The following is a 20,215-nucleotide window of genomic DNA, read 5'->3' on the forward strand; positions in this document are numbered from 1 at the left end:
ACATGGAATTACACGAAAAACCGCAAAAGCCGACGATGGCCATTCTCACGTATGCCGATGAGAACCGGGTTTTTCGCGGAAATCAGGAAAATTTTATCGATTTGATCCGTACCGGTCAGGAAAAAGGCGTGCTCGTGTACGTCATGACGACTACAGATTTCAAGCTGTTAGGGAAAAAAGCCCTTGGCTATTCCTATAATTTTCAAACGAAGAAGTGGAAAAAGCAGCTCCTTCCGCTTCCTCACGTGATTTATAACCGGATTCCTTACCGCAAGTTTGAGCTTTTGCCGGAAGTGCAGCAGGTGCTCCAAATTTGCATGAGGCACGGAAAAATTCATTTTTTTAATCCGAACTTTTTCAACAAATGGACCTTATTCGAATGGCTTAGTAAATCGAAAAACACGCAGTCTCTGATTCCAGCAACCCAAAAGCTGACGACAAGCGAGGATCTGGAGAGCTTTCTGCAGAAGCATCAAAACCTGTATTTGAAGCCGATTCGCGGAAAAGCAGGCAAAGGCATTATGAAAGTAAGCCAAATTCCCGAAAAAGCGTCCAAAACCCGAAGGTATCAGCTGAGCATTCAAAACAAGACCAAGAGCCATATCTCCCGCTACTCCAACGTTCCGCAGCTGTGGACTCAAATCCGCGAGGCCATAGGCAACAAGGATTATATCATTCAGCAGGGGATCACCTTGGCTAATTACAAGCATCGTCCATTCGACCTCAGGGTACTCGTCCAAAAAAACGGTAAGGGACAATGGAGCGTCGCAGGTATCGGCGCCAGACTGGCGGGAAAGCTGAGCATAACGACTCACGTGCCCAGGGGAGGCTCCATTGACGACCCCGCCAAGCTGCTCGATGCCGGCTTCGGATCTGCCACCAGCAAGAAAATTTTAAGTAAAGCCAAAAAGTCGGCCTTGATCCTGGCCAAACAGATTGAAAAAGCGAGCCAGACGATGCTAGGCGAAATGTCGATGGATCTGGGAGTCGATACCAATGGCCAGATCTGGTTTTTCGAGGCCAACTCCAAGCCCATGAAGTTCGACGAGCCTCATATTCGCCAAAAATCGCTAGACAATCTTATCTTGTTCAGCATGTACCTTGCCAACTCAACGATAAAACCTTCACGGCCCGCTGCCGGAACGGCAAAGCGTAAACTAACGGCTGCCCATGAGACCAAAAACTAATACTAGCAAGGAAAAGGGCTCCCCAAGCAATTGGAGGGGCCCTAAGTTATCCCCACAAAGTGAGGACTTAGCTTCGAGGTCAATTCAGGTACTTTGCGGGGTGCCCCCAATCATCCCCACAAAGTGAGGACTTAGCTTCGAGGATAATTCAGGTACTTTGCGGGGTGCCCCAATCATCCCCACAAAGTGAGGACTTAGCTTCGAGGATAATTCAGGTACTTTGCGGGGTGCCCCCAATCATCCCCACAAAAGTGAGGCTTTGGCTTCGGGTACAGACCTCTTCTTGACCAAGAAGAGGTCTTTTTGCCATAACAGCCAAAAAAGATCGCTTTTCGCCCGGATCTGTCCGGATCGAGACCGCGATCTTTCTTTTTGGCCTATTGAAGGTTTTAATTCGGTACACCATCGGTTAAAACTTTGCTGCAAACCGGGCGTACTGTACAAATTTTCTTACGGACGGACGTATTTTCCCTTCCACCGAGAGCGGCGCATTATCATCTTTGGACGGCTTGGAGTTCACCTCTATCAGCCATACGCGGCCTTGGGAATCCAAAGCCAGGTCAATCCCAAGCTCGGCAAAATGCCCGGGTACTTGCGCCTCGATCCCTTTGGCAATCTTAACGGCGGCCCTCCTCAGCTTCAAGTTGCCGCTGGAGGCGTTAGGGTTACCAGATCGTGTCAATGCGTCTTTGACCGTACTCAGAGAGCCGCCGCGGGCCAGATTGGAGACGTAGTGGTGATCGCCGGCAATCCTCGCCACAATTGAGGTAACGCCCCAATTCCCTGTCTCTCCGCGCTGGACGAGCGCCCTGAAATCCACCGGCCGGTCATTCACGGTAAGCAGAGAAATGCCCTGCTGGATTTGATAGCGTGTCACCTTCTTTTTTTGCGTAATGGACGCGTACAAGTCCTCCAGGCTGGAGAAGGTTTTTTTGCGGACTCCGCTTTTGCCCGTGTAATAACAAGCAAAGCTTTCCCCTGAGCTGCGGTTCACCCGAATAATCCCTTTTCCGAGGCTACCTCCGACCGGCTTGAGGAACACGACGGGATATTTGCCGCACATAGTTTTGAGTATGGAGACGTTCCGAAGCAAGTGTGATTCAGGCAAAAAGGCGCTCAATCCCTGCTCTTTCTTTAATGCATCAAAGACTTCCATTTTGTTCAAGTACTTATCGTTGAAAAATACAAGATCCTTTTGGGCTTTTACGTGCTTGATGAACTGCTGAACGTTCGCCAAATTTTCCGTTTTCCGGGATGTCAGACGGTTATAGATCACATTGGGAAGCGGATAGCTTGATTTTACCCATTTGTTCGTAAACTGCCACCCTCGGATGGTATCACTTTCACCCAGCATATCCTTGGGAGTACAAAAGAAGACTGCCGCTCCATATTTTTTGCACGTTTCCGTCAGTTCCCGGCAAAACGCAGTATTCACGCCAAACGGTTTATCCGGATTATCCGTAAACACACGGCTGACCATTACGCCGATAAGCGGGCCGATATGAAGCGTACGCGCCTTCGTTTTATAGCGAAGGCACAAGCTTTCGTTGACGGGTAAATTCCATCTGGAAGCAAGAGACTCGCTGACTTGCAGGACGCCGACTTTGGAGGAAGGTACTACCGTAACCTCCTGCCGGTCCATTCCGAAGCATAGTTTCAGAGGAGTATGAAAGGGAATCTTCCATTTTTTCGCTATGGCTTCACTAAGTTTGATAGTCGAACCTTCTGAAGAGACGCCGGAGCTTTGAATTTGTAACTTTACTTTTGTTCTTTTCATGAGAAACCCCTTCCCAGCATCGACTTGCCATAAAGACAGCATTATGCTTGGAACATAACAAACGAACTACTTCATCATATGTGGGCTTTTTCTCCTTGGTGAAAGATTCCGTGCCTTCTCTCCGGATAAAGATTCCCTGCGCCAATTTCCACGCTTGCATTTTACAATTACCCCCATATATAGATGAACCATCCCAGAAGTTTCCGCTTGAAATAAGATGAATGGAAATATATAGATGTGTTAATTTATGACAACGCTTTCCTTCCATAATCTCTCCATCCCGGATACCCTTGGCAGCACTAATCCCGCGCCGTATAAGGGAATAAAGCCCTTTAATGAGAAAATAAAGACCTATTTCCAGCAGCTTTCACCGATTCAATATTTCCAAATAAATACATCCCCGAGCCGCTTGGCTATATCTACCAGTGAAATGGTTGGACAACCCTTGTTATGATGGTTAAGTAACCCATATTAGGAGAGGTTATGGAACTAAGAGAAGGAGATGGTAATATTGAAGAAAAGAATTATTGGTTTAACGTTAGCAATGTCCCTGGGAATTACAGGAATAGCTTCCGCTAATGCAAGTTATACCACTTCCGAAGCCATTGCCAAATACAACAAGTACATTAATGCGGACAGTTATGTAAAGGATGAATTGTATAATGTAGCGGATTTCCGCAGCAAGTATGCGAATGTCTCTGGTTCTCTCGCTTATCAAATCGTTGACAGAGCCATCTGGTATATGGAGAACGGATACTTCGTTTATGGGCACGGAAACGATGCTTATGGAAAATACGGCTATGAAGATTGCTCCGGCTTCACTCGACTCGTGTACGGTGATTTCGGCTTTAACATTACGGGCACATCCGCTAACTATGATTCCGTGGGAACCAAGGTAGCAGGGGTAGGCAAGAAAAAAGTGAATGGAAAATGGCAGCTGACCGGCATTGAGAACCTGCGGATCGGCGATATTCTAACCTGGCAGGAAACAGACCATATTTCCCACGTAGCCATCTATATGGGGACCAATCGCGACGGTCAGCCGGTCGTTCTCGGAACCCGGGATGACGGTAATCCAACAGGCCTTGGTACCATCGACAGTTGGTCCTACTGGTGGGGAGAGAACTTCCATTCCGCTAGGCGCGTAGTGCCTGACGCAGGCTTTACCGGCATGGCAGGACATAAAATCAATCCTCCAGTGATTCCAAGCTCCTATGTACTCCCGCCTCAAAAAAAGGTTCCTGCTTGGACTGGGCCTAATACCGGATCTAACTCAGGATCTAATTCCGGCTCCAATTCGGGCTCCGGACAACAGCCGCAGCCAACTCCGCCGGCTGAAAATACACAGAAGAAGGAATACGTCGTTACCAAGAACGGATGGGTTTCCTTCAAAGCCTCTGCAAGCTCGAGCTCTGCTACGGTAGGACGTTTGGAGCTGGGGCAAAAAGCGGAACTGATCAAGAAAGCCAACCAATACTGGTATCAAGTAAAATGGAATGGCAAAACGGTTTACATAACGACTAACACCAAATATACACAGGTTGTAAAACAATAGGTTCAAACTTTCTTTCAGCCCTCATTCCATCATTTCACACAGCCCTGCGAAGCGCCGCTTAAACCCAAGCGGCGCTTTCTTTTGTCAGGATTCATCCCCTGTTTTGATTAAACCCGCTTCTTTAAATATGCTGCTCACTATTTTCATTTGGTATCGGATACGTTCTTCGAGGGGCAATCTGATTCCCGTTTCTACTGTTATGGCTTTGGCATGCAGCAAACGGTACGCGGCTGAACGGCCCGAACCGGGCAATTTGCGCTGAAGGAGAGAGAACCGTCTCGATCTCCTCTTGATGGATGGATTTATTCGTCGAATGATTCTTTTGGAGAATGGAATGACCTTGCTTCCCGGATTGACGATTAAGGTTTGTCCCAATGCCTTCGGTTGGATTCGGAACAGCCCGTTCGCTTCATGCAAATCCACATACCAATCCGGACCCTGCTCTCGTGCAAGCCGGAACACCGCTCTAGAGAGCGGATGACGGGCACGCCTCTTGCCATAGCGTCTCGGGAACGTCCGGTTCAGATCCGGAACTCCCCTTATCCGCCGCCGAACTGCGATCCGATTGACGACTGGAATAATAATCAACCTGCCTCTGCGGATATGAATAACATCGCTTCGAAGCTGTTCTAGCAGCTTCTTCGCAGAGAGAAAGCCTGCCCGTTCTGTCCCGTGAACACCTGCCGTTATCATAACCGTGCTTCCCTGCAGCTCTCCGTCGATAATGTAATAAGGCGTCTCGAACTTACTGTTCTTCGCCAGCACATGCTTACTGATTCTCATACTTGTCACCTCCGGATATTCTACAATACGTTGCGGCGGAAGCCGTTGATAGGGACAAATGAACCAACCTGTCTGCATTAGACAGATTTAAAAAAGAAAGCTCCTCTGTCGTTATGACAAAAGGAGCTTTCTTCCCTAACGGTCTTTGTTCCGGTTTAACGCCGTGACGCTTTCGTAAGCGCCGCGGCCCTAAGATGCCGGACAGATTTGACGATATTTCCATACAGATACGGATTGGCATGGTACCTGAATAACTGATATTGCGGCTTGGTATTGGCCTCGAGCAGCCAAATTTTGTGACTCTTATCAATGGCAATGTCCAGTCCCAGCTCCGTAATGTTCGGATAATGCTTCTTCATGGCTCTGGCAATGGTAAAGGATAGCTTCTTGATCCGTTCATCCCACTGGGGGGCGTCCTTTCTTCCGATGCCAAGCGTAAGAGACAGGGCCTGGTGCAGCCGGATGGGCTTTCCTCCGCTGCTGTGGTTTGTAACGAATTGATTTTTGGCCGCTACCTTCCCCATGATTCCAAAAAATCTCCACCTGTTATTAGGTCCGATATGGAGCAGCACCCGGAAATCTACCGGGCTTCCTTTAATCCTGATCAAATCTATCCCTTGCTGAACAATATAGCTTTTGCCCTCCGTCAGCTTATTCAGCTTGTGGGAGGCATCATGTACGTTACGGTATCTGTAGGTCTTTGCAGCTGTCCTGACGATGCAGGCTCCGCCTTCTTCCCGTGATACCTTAATAATGCCTTGTCCCCTCATTCCAAGATCCGGTTTGAGAAAAAGGACCGTATGCTTTTCGATCATTTGAATGAACGTGTCCGCAGAAAACATCTCCGTCTCCGGCAACAGGGCGCGAAGCGCATCTTCACTCCAAAGCGCCTCGTGCTTCAACCATTTTCCGCCGGGATACTTAAGCAAATTTCCTTTCACTGTAGGATCTCCTCCGTGTGATGAGCAGCGGTTGAACGCCAATACATACAACCAAGCAATATGACGTTACTTATACTATTCGGCTCCAAAGGAAAGAGTACCTCGCCTGTATTCATATAGGACTGCACACTTTACCTCCAAAAATGGGCTTATAAAGCAAAGACAGATCCAACGGCAGGCTCATATGATATTATGCGGTTCCACTCTTCGAGGGCCCGGCAGACGATTATTTCAACAGAAACGGGGATGGGTCATGAGTACGGACATTACGATCGCCGCGGTCGGGGATTTTTTAATGAAATATCGACTTATTGGCAGCGCCAGAGTCACCGGAGAGAAGCGTTATTCCTTTGACGAGATATTTGAACCGGTTGCTCCCTATTTGCGTGATGCAGATCTAACCATTGGAAATCTAGAAACCACTTTTTCAGGCCCGGAGATCGGGTACACCGTATCGCGAAGAAGCGCCAAAACTGGATGGCCGCTGTTCAATTGTCCCGATTCCTTTGCCAGCACTTTAAAAAGGCTGGGATTCGACGTACTGACAACGGCAAACAACCATTGTATGGATTGCGGCATTAACGGACTGAAACGAACCCTTAAGGTGCTTGACTCCAAGGGGTTGTCGCATACGGGAACTTTCCGCACGCACAAAGATTCTCAACAATTATTGATTAAAAATGTCAAAGGAATCAAAATCGGTATTTTGTCCTATACTAAAACAACCAACCGAATCCCGGTACCAAGCGGTCAATCCTGGGCCGTCAATCGGATTAGTCCAAGCAAAATCATATCCGACATCCGAAGGCTAAAGTCGAGATCGGTGGATCTTATTATCGTATGCATGCACTTCGGAAGAGAATACAGCAAGTATCCGAATGAGGAGCAGAAGCGTTACTTCCAACTACTGTTCAAGCACGGCGCCGATATTATTCTCGGGGCGCATTCCCATGTCATCCAACCGGCTATTTTCCAGGAATCCAGGGATATTACCGGGGTCAAGAAAAAAAGGTACGCCGCTTATTCCTTGGGGAATTTCGTTTCTACCCGATTATACGGAAACGATCATACGCTGACCGGTCTTATTAACCGTCTTCATATTCGAAAGCATGACGATGGAAGGGTACAGATCGTTCAGGCCGATTTTATCCCTACATGGACTCGCAGCACCAAGATTGGAGGACGTACCGCTTTTCGGGTCGTTCCATTATTAAACACGCTGGAAAAACATCCGAACCGGAATGGAAACGAAGCGGAGCGCATGTCAAAAATGGTCCATCACTTAAAAAAGCATATTCCCAGATACCATCATCAGTCGGACTTTAAAATTCTTTAACGCTAGAATCACAAAAAATGAGGCTTTGTCTCCGCAGCTGATTCCATTGCGGGGATCATCGAAATTATACAGCTGTTAATATGGAAAAAACCTTCCAAGCGGTCCGTTATCCGGGTCCCAGGCTTGGAAGGCTTTTATTATTTTATATTCATGCTAGATTAAGGTACGTGCCCTATTATTTAATTACTCTTCTAGCGAACATAAATTTGTTTTTGTAGTAGCTCGAGTTGATATCCGAAATTTTCACGTCGGATTTGCTGTTGATGTTGTGAATCATTTTACCGTTACCGATATAGATCCCCACGTGGCCTACGTCTTTCATGCTTTTCGAGCTTCCAATGTTACCGAAGAACAGCAGGTCGCCCTTTTGCAGGTTCTTGTAGGAAGTGATTTTTGTTCCTACTTGGGCTTGATGGTCATCGTCTCTATCAACTAGAGTAACTCCAACGTTAGCGAGTTTATAAACGAGAGCCGTAAAACCGGAGCAGTCCGTTTTATATGGAGCGTGGGCCTCTTGGCGTTGTGTCCACGGAACATACTGAACTTTACCCTGCAGAGAAAGCGCCGTTTTAACAACCTTGTCCCGTTTAGCGGCAACAGATAATGTCGACGCCTTGGTGCTCGATACGGTAGATGTTGTTGCGGGAGCTGCGGATACTCCAGTTACACCGATAATCGGGCTAAGTGCCAAAGCACTTGTCAAAACAATTTTCATCAAACGATTCAAAATAAACCTCTCCTTTTTTCGGCCTGCGAGGTTAGCTGACGGATTCGGGTCAAAGGTCAATCACCCTGCCGCTGACGCGGCTTCACCCCAAAGATTGGTTCCCCCGTGCTTCTATTAGCTTCGGCCTTTATTATGATTTTGCCCTATATAACCCAAGCGGCGTTGAAACCGCGTTTCTGGTTTTTTGAGCCACTCTAGTGTAGCATGGGCACCTGGCTATTTCATGGTGCAAATTATTCCATCGGCATACCTGAGCAGCCAGAAAAAGTAGAGGATTGTAAAATATTTCAGCTTGCATAGGGGTTATTCCGCGAAAAAACAGACTTTGGATGTAAATGAAAGGGAGACCGAAATTCCGGCCTCCCCATTAATTTCCTATGAAATTGACAGCTCCAAGTGCAACCTTTTTGAAATTGATGTTTTATCGGGACTGCTGCAGCGAAGTCTGAAGCAGAGAGAACAGCTCACTAAAGCTGCCGATTTGCTCATGGGCTCCCTCCAGCTCCCCTTCTTTGCGGAAACCGGCATAATCGCAGCCGATAACCGTTAACCCGTTCTCAAGACCCGCTTCCACATCAGAGGAACGATCCCCGACCATCCAGGCCGTCTTTACGTTATAGGTTTCCAACAGCATGCGGACCAGATCCACCTTGGAACGGGTTCTGAATTCTCCGGCACTGTATAAACCTTCGAATAAAGGTCCCAGCCCTTTATGCTGAATAACATTTTTCACATAAGACTCCAGCCCATTGCTCGCTACGAACAGGCGAACGCCTTGCTCATGCAGCGCCTTCAGCGTATCCGCAACTCCATCGTACAGCCGCCCTTCCCCGCGCAGCAGACCCTGAATTTGATAGTCCAGCAGCAATTCATCTGCTCTGCGGTGCACCTGAACATCCGTATCCGGCATCACCCGCTGCCATATATGCTCGAGCAGCATCCCCAGGCTTCCCAATATTTCGCTCTCCGGCGGCGTAGGTCCCGAATAGGCTCCTTCAGCCCTCAGCTGGTCAAATGTGGCATGGTAAGCCGGCAGAAGCAGCGTTTCCGTCTGGAACAACGTCCCGTCCAAATCAAATATCATCGCTTCCGGCTTGGATAAAGTCGGTTTCATGGTTAACTCCTCCGAATGCTGTTTTCTTTTTATACATGATCATTGTCAAACGAGGCTTTCCTAAGCATTAAGCTCATAGGGAAGTCATAGCGGACGTGTAAAGTATCCTTTAGACATCATAATTCCAATAATCTCCACGTGTCAATGCAGCCTTGTGAATCCGAGCAATTCATCTCACTTTAAGCATATTTATTGTTTATCAATCCATTCTGGATATGGATGGAACGATGGTTGAACCATACATATGTAATGAAGCGCCTAGTTAACAAAATCCATCAGATTGCGGGTGATGCAAATGGTGAAATTTTGTTCAAAATGTAATGAAAAGATGAGTGACGGAGACATTGTCTGTAAGTATTGCGGAACCTTCTTAAGCTCAACGGATCAAGCCGCATCCCCACCTGACCAAAAAAGCAGCTCTAAAGCGGGTACTATCACATGGATCATTATCATTGTTCTAATCATCGCCGCTATCATATATTATTTTGCCAAATAGAAGCTTTGGATTTTGGGCGGCGGTGCCGCTCTCTTTTTTTATGCATGACAAATGCCTATTTCTCTAGGTCAAGTATCACGATTTGTCTCCCGAGCATACATTGTTGGTATCAAAACAAGCAAAGGAGACTATGGCAATGGCTTATATTCCCTATACTTATCCAACCGTTGTGACGGTTCCTATCGGTACCTACAGCACTTGGAGTTACCCATACGGGGGCTGGTATGGCGGCGGTTGGCCGGGAGGTTGGCATGGCGGCTGGCACGGCGGTCATGGCGGCTGGCATGGCGGCTGGCACGGCGGTCATGGCGGCTGGCATGGCGGTCATGGCGGCTGGCATGGAGGCCACGGAGGCTGGCATGGCGGTCATGGCGGACATAGGCAAAATCGCTCTAATTCATCTAATCCAACTAATCCAACTAATCCCTCTAATCGTTCTAATCGTTCTAATCGTTCTAAACGCACTAACCGTTCTAAAGCCAAAAAATCCTGATTCTTCATTTGGGCAAGAACCACGCATGCTACATGTCAAAAAAGCATCCCGAGCCTGGTAAGGCGTCTTTCGGGATGCTTTTGCTATCTGCTCATGCCGCTCCTCTCCTATGGCTAGAACACTTTCTTCGTTCCCCGCTCCGATTTCAATATTTCGACCGCTTCCCGGAACCGTAAAGAATGGACTACCTCTCTTTCCCGTAAATATTTCAATCCGTCTTGTAGATCCACGTCATCCGTCATATCGATAAGCCACTGATACGTAGCCCGCGCCTTCTCCTCTGCGGCAATATCTTCATATAAATCCGCGATAGGGTCTCCCTTCGCCTGTATGTAAGCGGCAGTCCAAGGAACCCCTGAAGCATTCTCATAAAATAGCGCCTTGTCATGGCTTACATAATGGGGATCAAGACCCGCCGCTTTAATTTGCTCTGCGGTCGCGTCCTTTGTGAGCTTGTAAACCATTGTGGCAATCATTTCCAGATGCGCAAACTCCTCGGTAGATATATCCGTCAACAGCCCGATGATTTTATCCGGAATCGTGTAACGCTGATTCATGTAACGCAGCGCGGCTGCAAGCTCCCCGTCCGCTCCCCCGTATTGCTCCAGCAACAGCCTCGCCATATGAGGATCGCACTTGCTTACCCTGACCGGGTATTGCAGTTTTTTCTCATAAATCCACATTTCACTGCTCCTCTCCCTTCGGTTATCGTGCCGCTGCGATTAAACCTGCCAAGGCCACGGCGTATCGATCCATTGCCATGGATATGCCGAGAAGCTCTGCCCATAGCTTTTCAAAGGACCGAACTCCCGTTCAAATTGATGGGCCAGATGCATGCGCTGCTGGGCGAATTGGTTATACTGCTCAAGAGCGCCGTTATCCAGCGGATGGGTATCGAGATACAGCGTAAGCTCCACGAGTACGAAATCAATGGCCTGAAGCTCTTCCAGCATGGCGTAATAATGATCCGGCATTCGTTTGTCTTCCATCGACTGATCTACTCCTTTCCGGCCTATAGTCTCGGTCTCGGTTCATAAGGACTGTAAAGTGCGGGCCATAACGTCCCTTTTTTTAATGCCTCGCGGGGAGACCATTGTGGAAGATTAGGCGGCTGGAACGGAATATACAATTGGGGCGGGGTCGAATATACCTTTTCTCGTATCGGCGGGCAAGGGTCAAAGGGGCCAACGTACGGGCACCATACTTTTTCCTGCGTGAACATGGATGATTGCCTCCTTTATTGAGAAAATCTACTACCAATATTTATACATTGCCGCCTCGTCCATTATGAGTATAAAATGGGAACAAATTCATCAGACCCCGGCAAATCGGGGAGAGGGAGTTGAATGTTCTTTGAGGAAAACGCTTGCAATCACTTTGACCGCAGGTCTTGTCGGGTTATCCTCGCTTCTGCCGTTTTCCGGCGGCCAACACGTCTATGCGGCCTCCGCCGCGGGCACCGCATCGACCGTGCTTTCTCAAGGAATGTCCGATCCCGGCGTCGGTACCTTGCAAAACAATCTCAAAGCATTAGGTTATTTTACATACCCGAATAACACCGCCTATTTCGGATCCATTACGGCTCAAGCCGTACGCGCTTTTCAACAGGCCTACAGTCTGCCTGTAACCGGCGCCGCCGATGCAGCCACTCAAACCGCCATCTCCCATGCCCTTGTAAAAAAACAGATCGTACAGGATGCCTCCCATTATATGCGGGTGCCTTATGTTTGGGGCGGCGCGACGCCAGACGGCTTCGACTGCTCGGGCTTTATTTACTTTATGTTCAATAAATTCGGGGTTTCGTTAAACCGCACTACCGCTGCGGAGATGGCTGCAATGGGGACCCGTGTATCGCGATCGAGCTTGCAGCCGGGGGATTGGGTGTTCTTTGCGCTGAATGATCCCGGTGTCGTATCTCATGCCGGAATTTATATCGGCAACGGGGAATTTATATCGGCCACGCGTTCGGCAGGCATCTATATTCAGAAGCTGGACAGCAGCTATTGGGGACCCAAGTATACGGGGGCTCGGCGGCATTATTAAGCTAAATAAAAAGGAAGGTCGCTTGTAGACCTTCCGGAGTTTGTTGCGAAACCCTGTAAAACTTGAAATGTTGCCAATATACTCCGATGGGGTATCCCCCTCCGGCCGCTATTGAAACCCGTGAAATTTGATTAGACTTGCGGTATTTTCACGGATTTCAAAGGCGGACGTAAATTCCTACAAGGTACACCCCACCTCCATATTGCATATTTCTCGTGGGTTTCTAAATAAAAAGGAAGGTCGCCTAGGACCTTCCTTTTCATGCAGTTCGGCTGTCCGCTAGTCCAGCTTGATATTGATCTTGAGCAGCCCGACTTTGCGCATTGCCTGATAGACAATGATAAGAACCGGGCCGAAGATAAGCCCTATGACCCCGATCAGCTTAAAGCCTATGTACATGCTCATCAATGCGGCTAACGCATTAATCCCCACAGCATCCCCGATAATCTTCGGCTCAATCAGCTTGCGGAAAATCATGATGAACACGAGAAGTATCAAAAGTCCGACTCCCAAATGCATGTTCCCGGCCAAAAAGCTGTACAGAGCCCAGGGGACGAGAACGGCGCTCGTGCCGAGAATAGGGAGGATATCGACGACCACTATCAGCAGCGCTACGGCGAGTGGATAATCCACCCGTAAAAAGAGCAAGCCGATAAGAGTCACTATGTAGGTGAGCAGGCTGATCAGCACCTGCGCAAACAAAAATCCAAGCACCGCGCGGCGCAAGTCCTTAAGGACGGCGGTGACCTTCGGCTGCGACTGTTTGTCAAACAAATTCAGAAACGACCGGTATACATCCGGCAAGCCGATCGAAATCAAGTACAAGCCGATCACGAACACGACAACAAAGATGAATAAGTTCGGAATCGTCTTGGCGACATTCAGAGAATAAGCCGATACCGCCGACACGATACCTTTAATGTTATCCGTAATCGTATTAATGCCTGACTCGATCCAGCCTTGAAGCTGCTCCGCTATCCCGGTTGGCAGCGAGTTATAGAACAGCCGCGTCTTCTCCGTCGTATCCTCAATGAACAGCTTCGCATCGTTTAAGTAATCGGGGGCGTACTTCCAGAATTGGATCAGCTCCGACACCATTTTGAACCCGACCAGATAAAAAAATCCGAGCAGAGCGCCTGTAAACAAAGTGCAGGCAATGGAGGCGGCGAACACCCTGTTCATTCTTCCAAGCTTCATCAGCCATTGTACGACGGGCTCTAAAAATATCGCTATCAGCATTGCCAGCAAAAATGGAAATCCAATGGTAAACAATCCATAGAGCAACAGGACCCCTATGGCGCAAAACAGAATCGTCCTCAGAGACATAAACGGGCAATTCCCCTTTACCCTTTATTGTTATTCTTGAGCTTCTGTCGGCGTGCTTGGTTGTTCCATACGGGTAATGGTTACCCTCATAATGCGCAGTCGGCGCACCTCCGTGATTTCGAATTCAAATGATCCGTGCTTCAGCTTTTTCCCCTTGGCAACGGCCCCTTCCAGCTGGGTAAAGAGCCATCCTCCTATGGAATCTACCTCCTCGTCTTCAATGCCTAGCGATAGCAAGTCATCGAGGTCTTCAAGCAGCACACGCCCATCGACTGAGTATTGGTTGCCCTTCTTCTCGATACTCGGACGTTCATTCTCATCGAATTCATCGTGAATTTCACCCACGATCTCCTCCAAGATGTCCTCCGTCGTCAGCAGACCTGCCGTTCCTCCATACTCATCCACAATGATGACAAGCTGCGAGTGCTTACGCTGCATTAGCTTCAGCACATGACTGATCTCCATCGATTCCGGAACCATCAGGACGGGGCGGATGAACGATTGCAAATCATGCTCTTCATCGGGGTCAGCCGTCAGTATATCAGTTATGTGCACGAAGCCGATGATCGTATCCTTGTCATAATTGGCTACCGGATAGCGGGTATGCTTGGTCCGGTAAACCGTCTTCAAATTCTCGGCAAACGGCAGATTGGCATAAAGGCACTCCATGTCGGTACGGGGCAGCATAATCTCCCTCGCTACCCGGTCGGAGAATTCGAAAATATTATCGAACAGTGCCATCTCGTCCTTGTCAATATGTCCGCTCTTCGCGCTCTGGTTCATTAAAATTCTTATTTCTTCCTCTGTATGTACGGCATCATGCTCATTCGCAGGCTGAACGCCAATCAAGCGCAGCATACGGTTAGCGGCACCGTTCAACAGCCAAATGGCCGGAAAAAACACTTTGTAGAACGCGAGCAGCGGTCCGGACAGCCACAGAGAAGCCGTTTCCGATTTTTGAATCGCCAAAGATTTGGGAGCGAGCTCTCCTAAAACGATATGCAGGAAGGTGATCGTCGCAAACCCGATAAATACGGACAATGCCGAGCTGTACCAGGCTTTATCCCAATGCAGCAGTGCGAACAAGGGATCGACGATCAGATGGGAAATCGCTGGCTCGCCGAGCCAGCCCAAACCGAGCGACGCCAACGTGATGCCGAGCTGCGTAGCCGATAAATAGGCATCCAGCTTTTTGGTCACAGCCAGGGCATATTTGGCTTTTCCCACACCTTCATTCTGCAGTTGCTGAAGCCTGGTCGTCCGCACCTTGACCAAAGCGAATTCGGCGGCGACAAAAAATCCGTTTAATAATACGAGCAAAAGCACCAATACCAAATTTAGCACGATCAAACCCCAATCAAAGCCCAAGGAACCTCAATCTCCTTTTTGTGTGATGAGTAAATCGTCTATCCTGTTGCCATTGGATTCAAGGCTGCCATTGGTTAAACCACCGCTTTGCGCTGCTTGAAGTCGATATCCTTATAATACGTATCAACGACCAAAAGGTTGGGACCGCAGCATTGAGCGGCCGGACAATGGCAGTTGACGGAATGATTCAGCGGGTGGTCTTCCCATCTTTGGAACACTTGTTCCAATGTGTCTCTATGAATATTGCCCAGTGCAGGCACATCGGAGAAATCGGTAACGTACACATCACCTGTGAACAGATTCACGTTCAGCCGGTTACGTCCATCCGGATCGTTGCGTACCGTTACATTAGGTTCCTCCCTAAGTCTTCTGATCATACGCTGATCCTCTTCCCGAGTGCTGCAGGCGTAATAAGGCAGCGTTCCGAACAGCATCCAGAGATTGCGGTCACGGGTATCGAGAAGCTTGTGGATCGCCTTGCGAAAATGCTCCAGGGACAACACCGGCAGGTTCGAGGCAAAGGAGCTTGGATACATCGGATGCACCTCATGGCGCCGGCAGCCCATCTCTACAATAAGCTTATGAATGTCGCTAAGCTTCTCATGAGTCCTGTAATTGATCATCGACTCGGCTGACACAAACATACCGCCGCGGCTCAGCTCCATCGTATTTTCGACCATCCGTTCGTACATCTTGGCAGCTGTGCTCCGGGTCACCGTCCGATCTGTGCGGACAAAGCCGACTTGATGGAAATCATCGGCATTCAAATAGTTGAATGAGATATGCATCACGTCCAGATAAGGTGCCAGCATCTCATATCGGGACAAATCCAACGTAAGATTGGAATTGATTTGTGACCGTACGCCCCGTTCCCTTGCGTATTTGAGGATCGGTACGATATAATCCCTGACTGTCGCCTCATGATAGCTCGGCTCTCCCCCGGTAATGCTGATAGTCTCCAGATGCTCCACCTGCTCCAGGCGGCGAAGCACCTGGTCAACCGGAATGCGCGGCCCCTCCGTCATGGTCAGCATCTCGCCCACCGCACAATGCTCACACCTCATATTGCACAGGTTGGTCACCGTCAGTTCGACGCTGGTAAGTACGTGCTTGCCATACTTGTGCAGGGAACGAATGGGATCCCACGGATCGTTCTCGGGTTTTATGTCCGGTAAAACGGAGTTCAGTTTATCTATCATCATGTTGAATTTCACACCTGACTGTATAAAGTATTTTTACCACCTATTGTATCGTATGACGCACGAAAATGAAACTAAACGAAGCAATTCCAGCCTTTTCTGGACTTAGGAGCCGCTCTGTACTCCCATTCTGCGTTAAGGACTTTTACACATGCAAAAAACCCGGAGCCCCGGGTTTCTTCTGTCGTATGTATAAGGCTAGCCCATATCCTCATTGACTCCGGTCACCATGATCGATAATTTCTCGGACAAATCCATATCGAAGGGCGCTTTCAGCTCCTGCCCCTCCGCATCCTTCAATATCCGTACAATCGGCCGGTGGGGTACCATTTTGTTAAGCCCGACGACGGTTCCCGTCTCTCCCGTACTCAACGTAACACTAATGCCTATCGGATAAATCGCAATGTTGTCTCGAAACAATTCGATTTTTTTCTTTTCATATAACGTGTCCGTTCCCGCATACAATATTTCCATGGCTTGATGAGGCAGCATCGCTCTCCGGTATACCCTGTGGGTTGTCATGGCGTCATAGGAATCCACCATACCTATCCATCGGGCGTAATCATGAATATCTCTGCCTGTGATGCCTCTAGGGTACCCGCTTCCATCTAGCCGTTCATGATGCTGAAATGCGCAGTGAGCGGTGATCAAAGGAATATTCGGCTCTTCCTTCAGCAGCTGAAAGCCGTACTCGGTATGCTTCTTCACCTGCGTGAACTCGCTGTCGGTCAGCTTGCCGTTCTTGCGCAGCAGCTCCAGCGGAATCTGGGTTTTGCCAATATCATGCAGAAGAGCACCCAGTCCAAGTGTGGTCAGCTCCTCCCGGCCATAGCCGTGTGCCATTCCGAGCAGCGTCGTATAGATGCATACATTCAATGAATGCTGAAATAAGTAATCATCCATGACACTGATGTTCGTCAGCATGATCATTGCGCCTTCATGACTGCTTAAATCATCTATGATCATCTTCATCACGTTGCTGAACGTTTTGCCCAAGCGTCTGTCGTTAGCCGTCTTGCTTCGCACGGAGGATTCCATCATGCCGCGAAAGGAAGTCCTGATTTCGGAAGTCGCTTTTAATCTCGTTTCTTCGGAGATCATCTCCGGAATCGTGATGTCATTGGTTCTCGGGTCATCTATATATACGAAATCAATACCATGTTCGCTTAACCGCTGGATCAATTTTTGTGATAATTCGACACGCTCTCCGAGAAGAGTAATTCCCTCTTCATTGTAAATCCTTCTCCCGAGCCTCATACCCGGACGAACCATATTGAGCGGAAGCAAACGCATGATTAAACCACGTCTTCTTTCTATAAAAGTAAAGATAGTTTCTATGACCTAGAGTAAAGGATTCATCGAAAAGAAGCAACATATTTCGACTTTTTTTCGAGGATTTACGATCTTCTTCCGCATGATTTTCACTATTTGTTAAGGAATTATTAAGATTCTCCACACCCTTTAAGTTAGTATTGTAGGACATCCCTGAACAGGCTAAAATAGAATAGGTTCTCACAAACAAAGTAGGAGGCAATTATGTTAAGTTATTGGGTTTCAATTATTATGGGAATTGTTGAAGGGCTTACCGAGTTTTTGCCCGTGTCCTCCACCGGACATCTGATTTTGACGCAAGCGCTCCTTGGTATACCTGAAGACAATGCCATATTGAAAACGTTCGAGGTTGTCATTCAGCTCGGCGCCATATTGGCTGTGGTCGTCATTTACTGGAACCGAATTCTGCTTCTTTTTGGATTGAAAAAGGACCCGAGCCGGGCAGGCAGGAAGAAGCTGAACCTGCTTCATATCCTGATCGGTATTTTGCCGGCGGGCATTGCCGGCTTGCTGCTTAACGATTGGGTTGACGAGCATCTTTTCTCTCCGAAAACCGTCATATTAAGCCTCGTTGTCGGCGGCGTGCTCTTTATCATAGCGGAAAAGTCATCCACGCCCAAATCGTCGCAGGAGCTGGACGATATTACTTACAAACAGGCGTTTTATATTGGTTTATACCAAATATTGGCCGTCATTTGGCCAGGCTTCTCCCGTTCAGGCGCAACCATAGCAGGGGGCATGCTGTCCGGTGTCAGCCGCGGGGCTTCCGCCGACTTTACCTTTATATTGGCGATACCGCTGATGTTCGCAGCCTCCGGTCTGTCCTTACTAAAAGCATACAAGCTGTTTACGCCGGATCTTATCGGATTTTTTGTCGTCGGCTTCGTCGTATCATTTATCGTCGCGCTGCTTGCGGTCGTTACGTTTATCAAGCTCGTTTCCAAATTGAAGCTCACCTATTTTGCTTACTACCGTTTTGTACTGGCCGCACTTTTTGCCATTTATCTTTACTTACTGTAAGCTTACCCACAATAAAAAGACTGTTGAAGCCAATTAGGCTCAACAGTCTTTTTGTTCGAGCGGCCTGCAGGCGAACCAGTGCTTGTCGTATCCTGCAGCAATGGCGTCAGGATTATTCAGCTCCTCCTGCATGATGTCCCGCAAAAATTCCGGCAAGAAATAGTGCACGTTCGTTCCTTTGGATAAGGACAAGTATCCGATTCCGAAGGAGAACATATCCACTGTCCCTACCGTATACGCCCGGCTCAGCTCAAGCGGTTCTTCCCCGACACGCACCTGACGAATCTTGGCGAGTGGAGGGCCGTCCGCATCGTATTCCACCGTCATCCCATCAAGGTTCAGCATGCCGAGCACTTTACATCGAAATCCGAAGCCGTAGATAGGCTTCTCCATAAATTCGGGCAGCAGCGACTCCTCCAGAGCCTGCAAGATTTGTTCGCCGGTTAGCGTCATGCGGCACGGATTGATCGGCGAGGGGCATATGTCCAGCAGCCTGCCTGCGGTTACCGTCCCCCGCTCCAGCCCTTCCAGGAATTGCCCTGCATTCACGATACCGATCTCGGCACCCGCCCACCGTCGAAGCGCTGAGGCAAGCATGCTGCCAAGAGGAGCCTCTTCGTACCAATGGGCAGCGAGCGGCCGCTCCAAATAGGCGACTTGCCGATTTAGCGTCTTGCTGGCCTCAATCTCGAACGTCCTTATCGCTGCAGCAAGCTTAGAATCATACGGCTCCGCCTCGATCTTGCGCACAACCCCTTCTGCTTGTGTCAGCTTGCGGGTACGAGGATCCAGCTGGAGATCCACCACGCCGATGTACTGCCCGAATTTGCCCGCACCGCATACGAGCGTTCCTCCGATACGAAGGGGCTGCTCAAGCAAGTGATGGCTGTGTCCGCCCAAGATAACGTCAATCCCGGGAATGTCCCCGGCGATTCTTTGATCTGTCGACAGACCGAGATGAGACATGAGGATCAGAACGTCAACCTGCGGGCGAAGTTGCTGGACCCAATGCCGGATAACACCGACGGGCTCCTGGATATCCCAGCCGAGCAGCCTGTAAAACTGCTCATAATAGGCGGTAGCCCCGATCAACCCGATCTTGATGCCGCCTTTATCCAGTATATGGAAGGGGGCGGCCCAGTCGGGAATGTCTCCGGTCACAGCATCCAACAGATTGGCGCAAACGACCTTGATATCCGGATATTGACGATATAATTGCGCCAGCGCCTCCTTGGTAAAGGTCAGGCCTTCATTGTTGCCGAGCGTGACCGCTTCATACCCCGTGGCTGCCATGACCTCCAGGTTATAGCTGCCGGCACTCGCCTCCGTTTCGGGGCGCATGCGGTCCAAATGATCTCCAATATCCAGCGTCAGCGTATGCTCCTCGCCGGCTGAAGCGCGAAGCTCCTGAACGGCTGCGGCGATTTGGGGCATCTGCTCATAATGGCTGTGAATATCGTTGGAATGAATGATTCTTAGCCGCAAATGCGGTGAATTCATTGCTGCACCCCTCCTTGT

The 20,215-nt window shown here is 49.0% G+C and carries 20 protein-coding genes and 1 riboswitch; of the genes, 7 read left to right on the top strand and 13 right to left on the bottom strand.

The annotated features are described in order from the left end of the window. Positions 1 to 2 precede the first annotated feature (2 nt). Positions 3 to 1,187 carry a YheC/YheD family endospore coat-associated protein gene (locus ABEA66_RS05820; RefSeq protein ID WP_345587375.1) on the top strand — a complete coding sequence of 395 codons (1,185 nt, stop codon included), beginning with the start codon at positions 3 to 5 and terminating at the stop codon, positions 1,185 to 1,187. 409 nt (positions 1,188 to 1,596) lie between these two features. Here ABEA66_RS05820 and ABEA66_RS05825 read toward each other — a convergent pair whose 3' ends face one another. Beyond that, a complete protein-coding gene (locus tag ABEA66_RS05825) occupies positions 1,597 to 2,964 on the bottom strand; it encodes a YheC/YheD family endospore coat-associated protein (RefSeq protein ID WP_345586873.1) in 1,368 nt (455 codons plus the stop codon). Positions 2,965 to 3,475: 511 nt separating this feature from the next. Here ABEA66_RS05825 and ABEA66_RS05830 point away from each other — a divergent pair. Then, positions 3,476 to 4,519, top strand: coding sequence for a C40 family peptidase (locus ABEA66_RS05830; RefSeq protein ID WP_345586874.1), 1,044 nt, complete (start codon positions 3,476 to 3,478; stop codon positions 4,517 to 4,519). Positions 4,520 to 4,603: 84 nt separating this feature from the next. Here the strand turns inward: ABEA66_RS05830 and ABEA66_RS05835 are convergent, their stop codons facing one another. After that, a complete protein-coding gene (locus ABEA66_RS05835) occupies positions 4,604 to 5,302 on the bottom strand; it encodes a M14 family metallopeptidase (RefSeq protein ID WP_345586875.1) in 699 nt (232 codons plus the stop codon). A 155-nt stretch (positions 5,303 to 5,457) separates the two neighbouring features. Continuing rightward, positions 5,458 to 6,243: a YheC/YheD family protein gene (locus tag ABEA66_RS05840; protein ID WP_345586876.1), complete on the bottom strand. Its 786-nt coding sequence runs from the start codon at positions 6,241 to 6,243 to the stop codon at positions 5,458 to 5,460. Between the two features lie 253 nt (positions 6,244 to 6,496). On the opposite strand from ABEA66_RS05840, the gene ABEA66_RS05845 reads away from it, so the two are divergent. Continuing rightward, positions 6,497 to 7,579, top strand: a complete 1,083-nt coding sequence (locus ABEA66_RS05845; protein WP_345586877.1) for a CapA family protein — start codon at positions 6,497 to 6,499, stop codon at positions 7,577 to 7,579. A 175-nt stretch (positions 7,580 to 7,754) separates the two neighbouring features. Here the strand turns inward: ABEA66_RS05845 and ABEA66_RS05850 are convergent, their stop codons facing one another. Continuing rightward, positions 7,755 to 8,306, bottom strand: coding sequence for a C40 family peptidase (locus ABEA66_RS05850; RefSeq protein WP_345586878.1), 552 nt, complete (start codon positions 8,304 to 8,306; stop codon positions 7,755 to 7,757). Between the two features lie 5 nt (positions 8,307 to 8,311). Then, a riboswitch (cyclic di-AMP (ydaO/yuaA leader) is annotated at positions 8,312 to 8,442 on the bottom strand. 285 nt (positions 8,443 to 8,727) lie between these two features. Beyond that, a complete protein-coding gene (locus ABEA66_RS05855; protein WP_079908376.1) occupies positions 8,728 to 9,420 on the bottom strand; it encodes an HAD family hydrolase in 693 nt (230 codons plus the stop codon). Between the two features lie 295 nt (positions 9,421 to 9,715). Between ABEA66_RS05855 and ABEA66_RS36310 the strand changes: the two genes are divergently transcribed. Together ABEA66_RS36310 and ABEA66_RS05860 are read left to right on the top strand one after the other, a co-directional pair. After that, positions 9,716 to 9,916: a zinc-ribbon domain-containing protein gene (locus ABEA66_RS36310; protein WP_225947888.1), complete on the top strand. Its 201-nt coding sequence runs from the start codon at positions 9,716 to 9,718 to the stop codon at positions 9,914 to 9,916. Positions 9,917 to 10,046: 130 nt separating this feature from the next. Then, the gene (locus tag ABEA66_RS05860) at positions 10,047 to 10,409 is read left to right on the top strand and encodes a hypothetical protein (protein WP_345586879.1); all 363 of its coding nucleotides are present in this window, start codon (positions 10,047 to 10,049) and stop codon (positions 10,407 to 10,409) included. 113 nt (positions 10,410 to 10,522) lie between these two features. Here the strand turns inward: ABEA66_RS05860 and ABEA66_RS05865 are convergent, their stop codons facing one another. From ABEA66_RS05865 to ABEA66_RS05875, 3 genes are read right to left on the bottom strand one after another with little or no spacing between them, the layout of a single operon-like run. Further along, positions 10,523 to 11,092: a manganese catalase family protein gene (locus tag ABEA66_RS05865; RefSeq protein WP_079908374.1), complete on the bottom strand. Its 570-nt coding sequence runs from the start codon at positions 11,090 to 11,092 to the stop codon at positions 10,523 to 10,525. Between the two features lie 39 nt (positions 11,093 to 11,131). Further along, entirely contained in the window at positions 11,132 to 11,398 is a 267-nt protein-coding gene (locus ABEA66_RS05870; protein WP_345586880.1) for a spore coat protein CotJB, read from the bottom strand. Positions 11,399 to 11,421: 23 nt separating this feature from the next. Beyond that, entirely contained in the window at positions 11,422 to 11,631 is a 210-nt protein-coding gene (locus tag ABEA66_RS05875) for a spore coat associated protein CotJA (protein WP_345586881.1), read from the bottom strand. A gap of 131 nt (positions 11,632 to 11,762) precedes the next feature. Between ABEA66_RS05875 and ABEA66_RS05880 the strand changes: the two genes are divergently transcribed. Further along, positions 11,763 to 12,452 carry a C40 family peptidase gene (locus ABEA66_RS05880; protein ID WP_345586882.1) on the top strand — a complete coding sequence of 230 codons (690 nt, stop codon included), beginning with the start codon at positions 11,763 to 11,765 and terminating at the stop codon, positions 12,450 to 12,452. A gap of 279 nt (positions 12,453 to 12,731) precedes the next feature. Here the strand turns inward: ABEA66_RS05880 and ytvI are convergent, their stop codons facing one another. The 4 genes from ytvI to ABEA66_RS05900 all read right to left on the bottom strand — a co-directional run bounded on the left by ytvI (position 12,732) and on the right by ABEA66_RS05900 (position 17,638). Next, positions 12,732 to 13,778: a sporulation integral membrane protein YtvI gene (gene ytvI / locus ABEA66_RS05885; protein WP_079908371.1), complete on the bottom strand. Its 1,047-nt coding sequence runs from the start codon at positions 13,776 to 13,778 to the stop codon at positions 12,732 to 12,734. A gap of 30 nt (positions 13,779 to 13,808) precedes the next feature. Beyond that, positions 13,809 to 15,146: a hemolysin family protein gene (locus ABEA66_RS05890; protein WP_345586883.1), complete on the bottom strand. Its 1,338-nt coding sequence runs from the start codon at positions 15,144 to 15,146 to the stop codon at positions 13,809 to 13,811. 74 nt (positions 15,147 to 15,220) lie between these two features. Beyond that, a complete protein-coding gene (yfkAB, locus tag ABEA66_RS05895) occupies positions 15,221 to 16,348 on the bottom strand; it encodes a radical SAM/CxCxxxxC motif protein YfkAB (RefSeq protein ID WP_345586884.1) in 1,128 nt (375 codons plus the stop codon). 195 nt (positions 16,349 to 16,543) lie between these two features. Then, positions 16,544 to 17,638 (bottom strand): HD-GYP domain-containing protein, encoded by a 1,095-nt coding sequence (locus tag ABEA66_RS05900; protein ID WP_345586885.1) that lies wholly within the window; start codon positions 17,636 to 17,638, stop codon positions 16,544 to 16,546. Positions 17,639 to 17,881: 243 nt separating this feature from the next. On the opposite strand from ABEA66_RS05900, the gene ABEA66_RS05905 reads away from it, so the two are divergent. Next, positions 17,882 to 18,697: an undecaprenyl-diphosphate phosphatase gene (locus tag ABEA66_RS05905; protein WP_345586886.1), complete on the top strand. Its 816-nt coding sequence runs from the start codon at positions 17,882 to 17,884 to the stop codon at positions 18,695 to 18,697. 39 nt (positions 18,698 to 18,736) lie between these two features. On the opposite strand, the gene ABEA66_RS05910 is transcribed toward ABEA66_RS05905, so the two are convergent. Beyond that, positions 18,737 to 20,197: a bifunctional metallophosphatase/5'-nucleotidase gene (locus tag ABEA66_RS05910; RefSeq protein WP_345586887.1), complete on the bottom strand. Its 1,461-nt coding sequence runs from the start codon at positions 20,195 to 20,197 to the stop codon at positions 18,737 to 18,739. Positions 20,198 to 20,215: the final 18 nt, after the last annotated feature.

Source organism: Paenibacillus vulneris, assembly GCF_039543185.1.
GTDB classification, from domain to species: Bacteria; Bacillota; Bacilli; order Paenibacillales; family NBRC-103111; genus Paenibacillus_S; species Paenibacillus_S vulneris.

Excerpts from the sequence above, each read along its gene's own strand:
- ABEA66_RS05875 (WP_345586881.1), bottom strand. The coding sequence starts at position 11,631 with ATGTTCACGCAGGAAAAAGTATGGTGCCCGTACGTTGGCCCCTTTGAC.
- ABEA66_RS05900 (WP_345586885.1), bottom strand. The coding sequence starts at position 17,638 with ATGCGTTTGCTTCCGCTCAATATGGTTCGTCCGGGTATGAGGCTCGGG.
- ABEA66_RS05870 (WP_345586880.1), bottom strand. The coding sequence starts at position 11,398 with ATGGAAGACAAACGAATGCCGGATCATTATTACGCCATGCTGGAAGAG.
- ABEA66_RS05865 (WP_079908374.1), bottom strand. The coding sequence starts at position 11,092 with ATGTGGATTTATGAGAAAAAACTGCAATACCCGGTCAGGGTAAGCAAG.
- ABEA66_RS05855 (WP_079908376.1), bottom strand. The coding sequence starts at position 9,420 with ATGAAACCGACTTTATCCAAGCCGGAAGCGATGATATTTGATTTGGAC.
- ABEA66_RS05835 (WP_345586875.1), bottom strand. The coding sequence starts at position 5,302 with ATGAGAATCAGTAAGCATGTGCTGGCGAAGAACAGTAAGTTCGAGACG.
- ytvI (WP_079908371.1), bottom strand. The coding sequence starts at position 13,778 with ATGTCTCTGAGGACGATTCTGTTTTGCGCCATAGGGGTCCTGTTGCTC.
- ABEA66_RS05820 (WP_345587375.1), top strand. The coding sequence starts at position 3 with ATGGAATTACACGAAAAACCGCAAAAGCCGACGATGGCCATTCTCACG.
- ABEA66_RS05905 (WP_345586886.1), top strand. The coding sequence starts at position 17,882 with ATGTTAAGTTATTGGGTTTCAATTATTATGGGAATTGTTGAAGGGCTT.
- ABEA66_RS05825 (WP_345586873.1), bottom strand. The coding sequence starts at position 2,964 with ATGAAAAGAACAAAAGTAAAGTTACAAATTCAAAGCTCCGGCGTCTCT.
- ABEA66_RS05845 (WP_345586877.1), top strand. The coding sequence starts at position 6,497 with ATGAGTACGGACATTACGATCGCCGCGGTCGGGGATTTTTTAATGAAA.
- yfkAB (WP_345586884.1), bottom strand. The coding sequence starts at position 16,348 with ATGATGATAGATAAACTGAACTCCGTTTTACCGGACATAAAACCCGAG.
- ABEA66_RS05860 (WP_345586879.1), top strand. The coding sequence starts at position 10,047 with ATGGCAATGGCTTATATTCCCTATACTTATCCAACCGTTGTGACGGTT.
- ABEA66_RS36310 (WP_225947888.1), top strand. The coding sequence starts at position 9,716 with ATGGTGAAATTTTGTTCAAAATGTAATGAAAAGATGAGTGACGGAGAC.
- ABEA66_RS05910 (WP_345586887.1), bottom strand. The coding sequence starts at position 20,197 with ATGAATTCACCGCATTTGCGGCTAAGAATCATTCATTCCAACGATATT.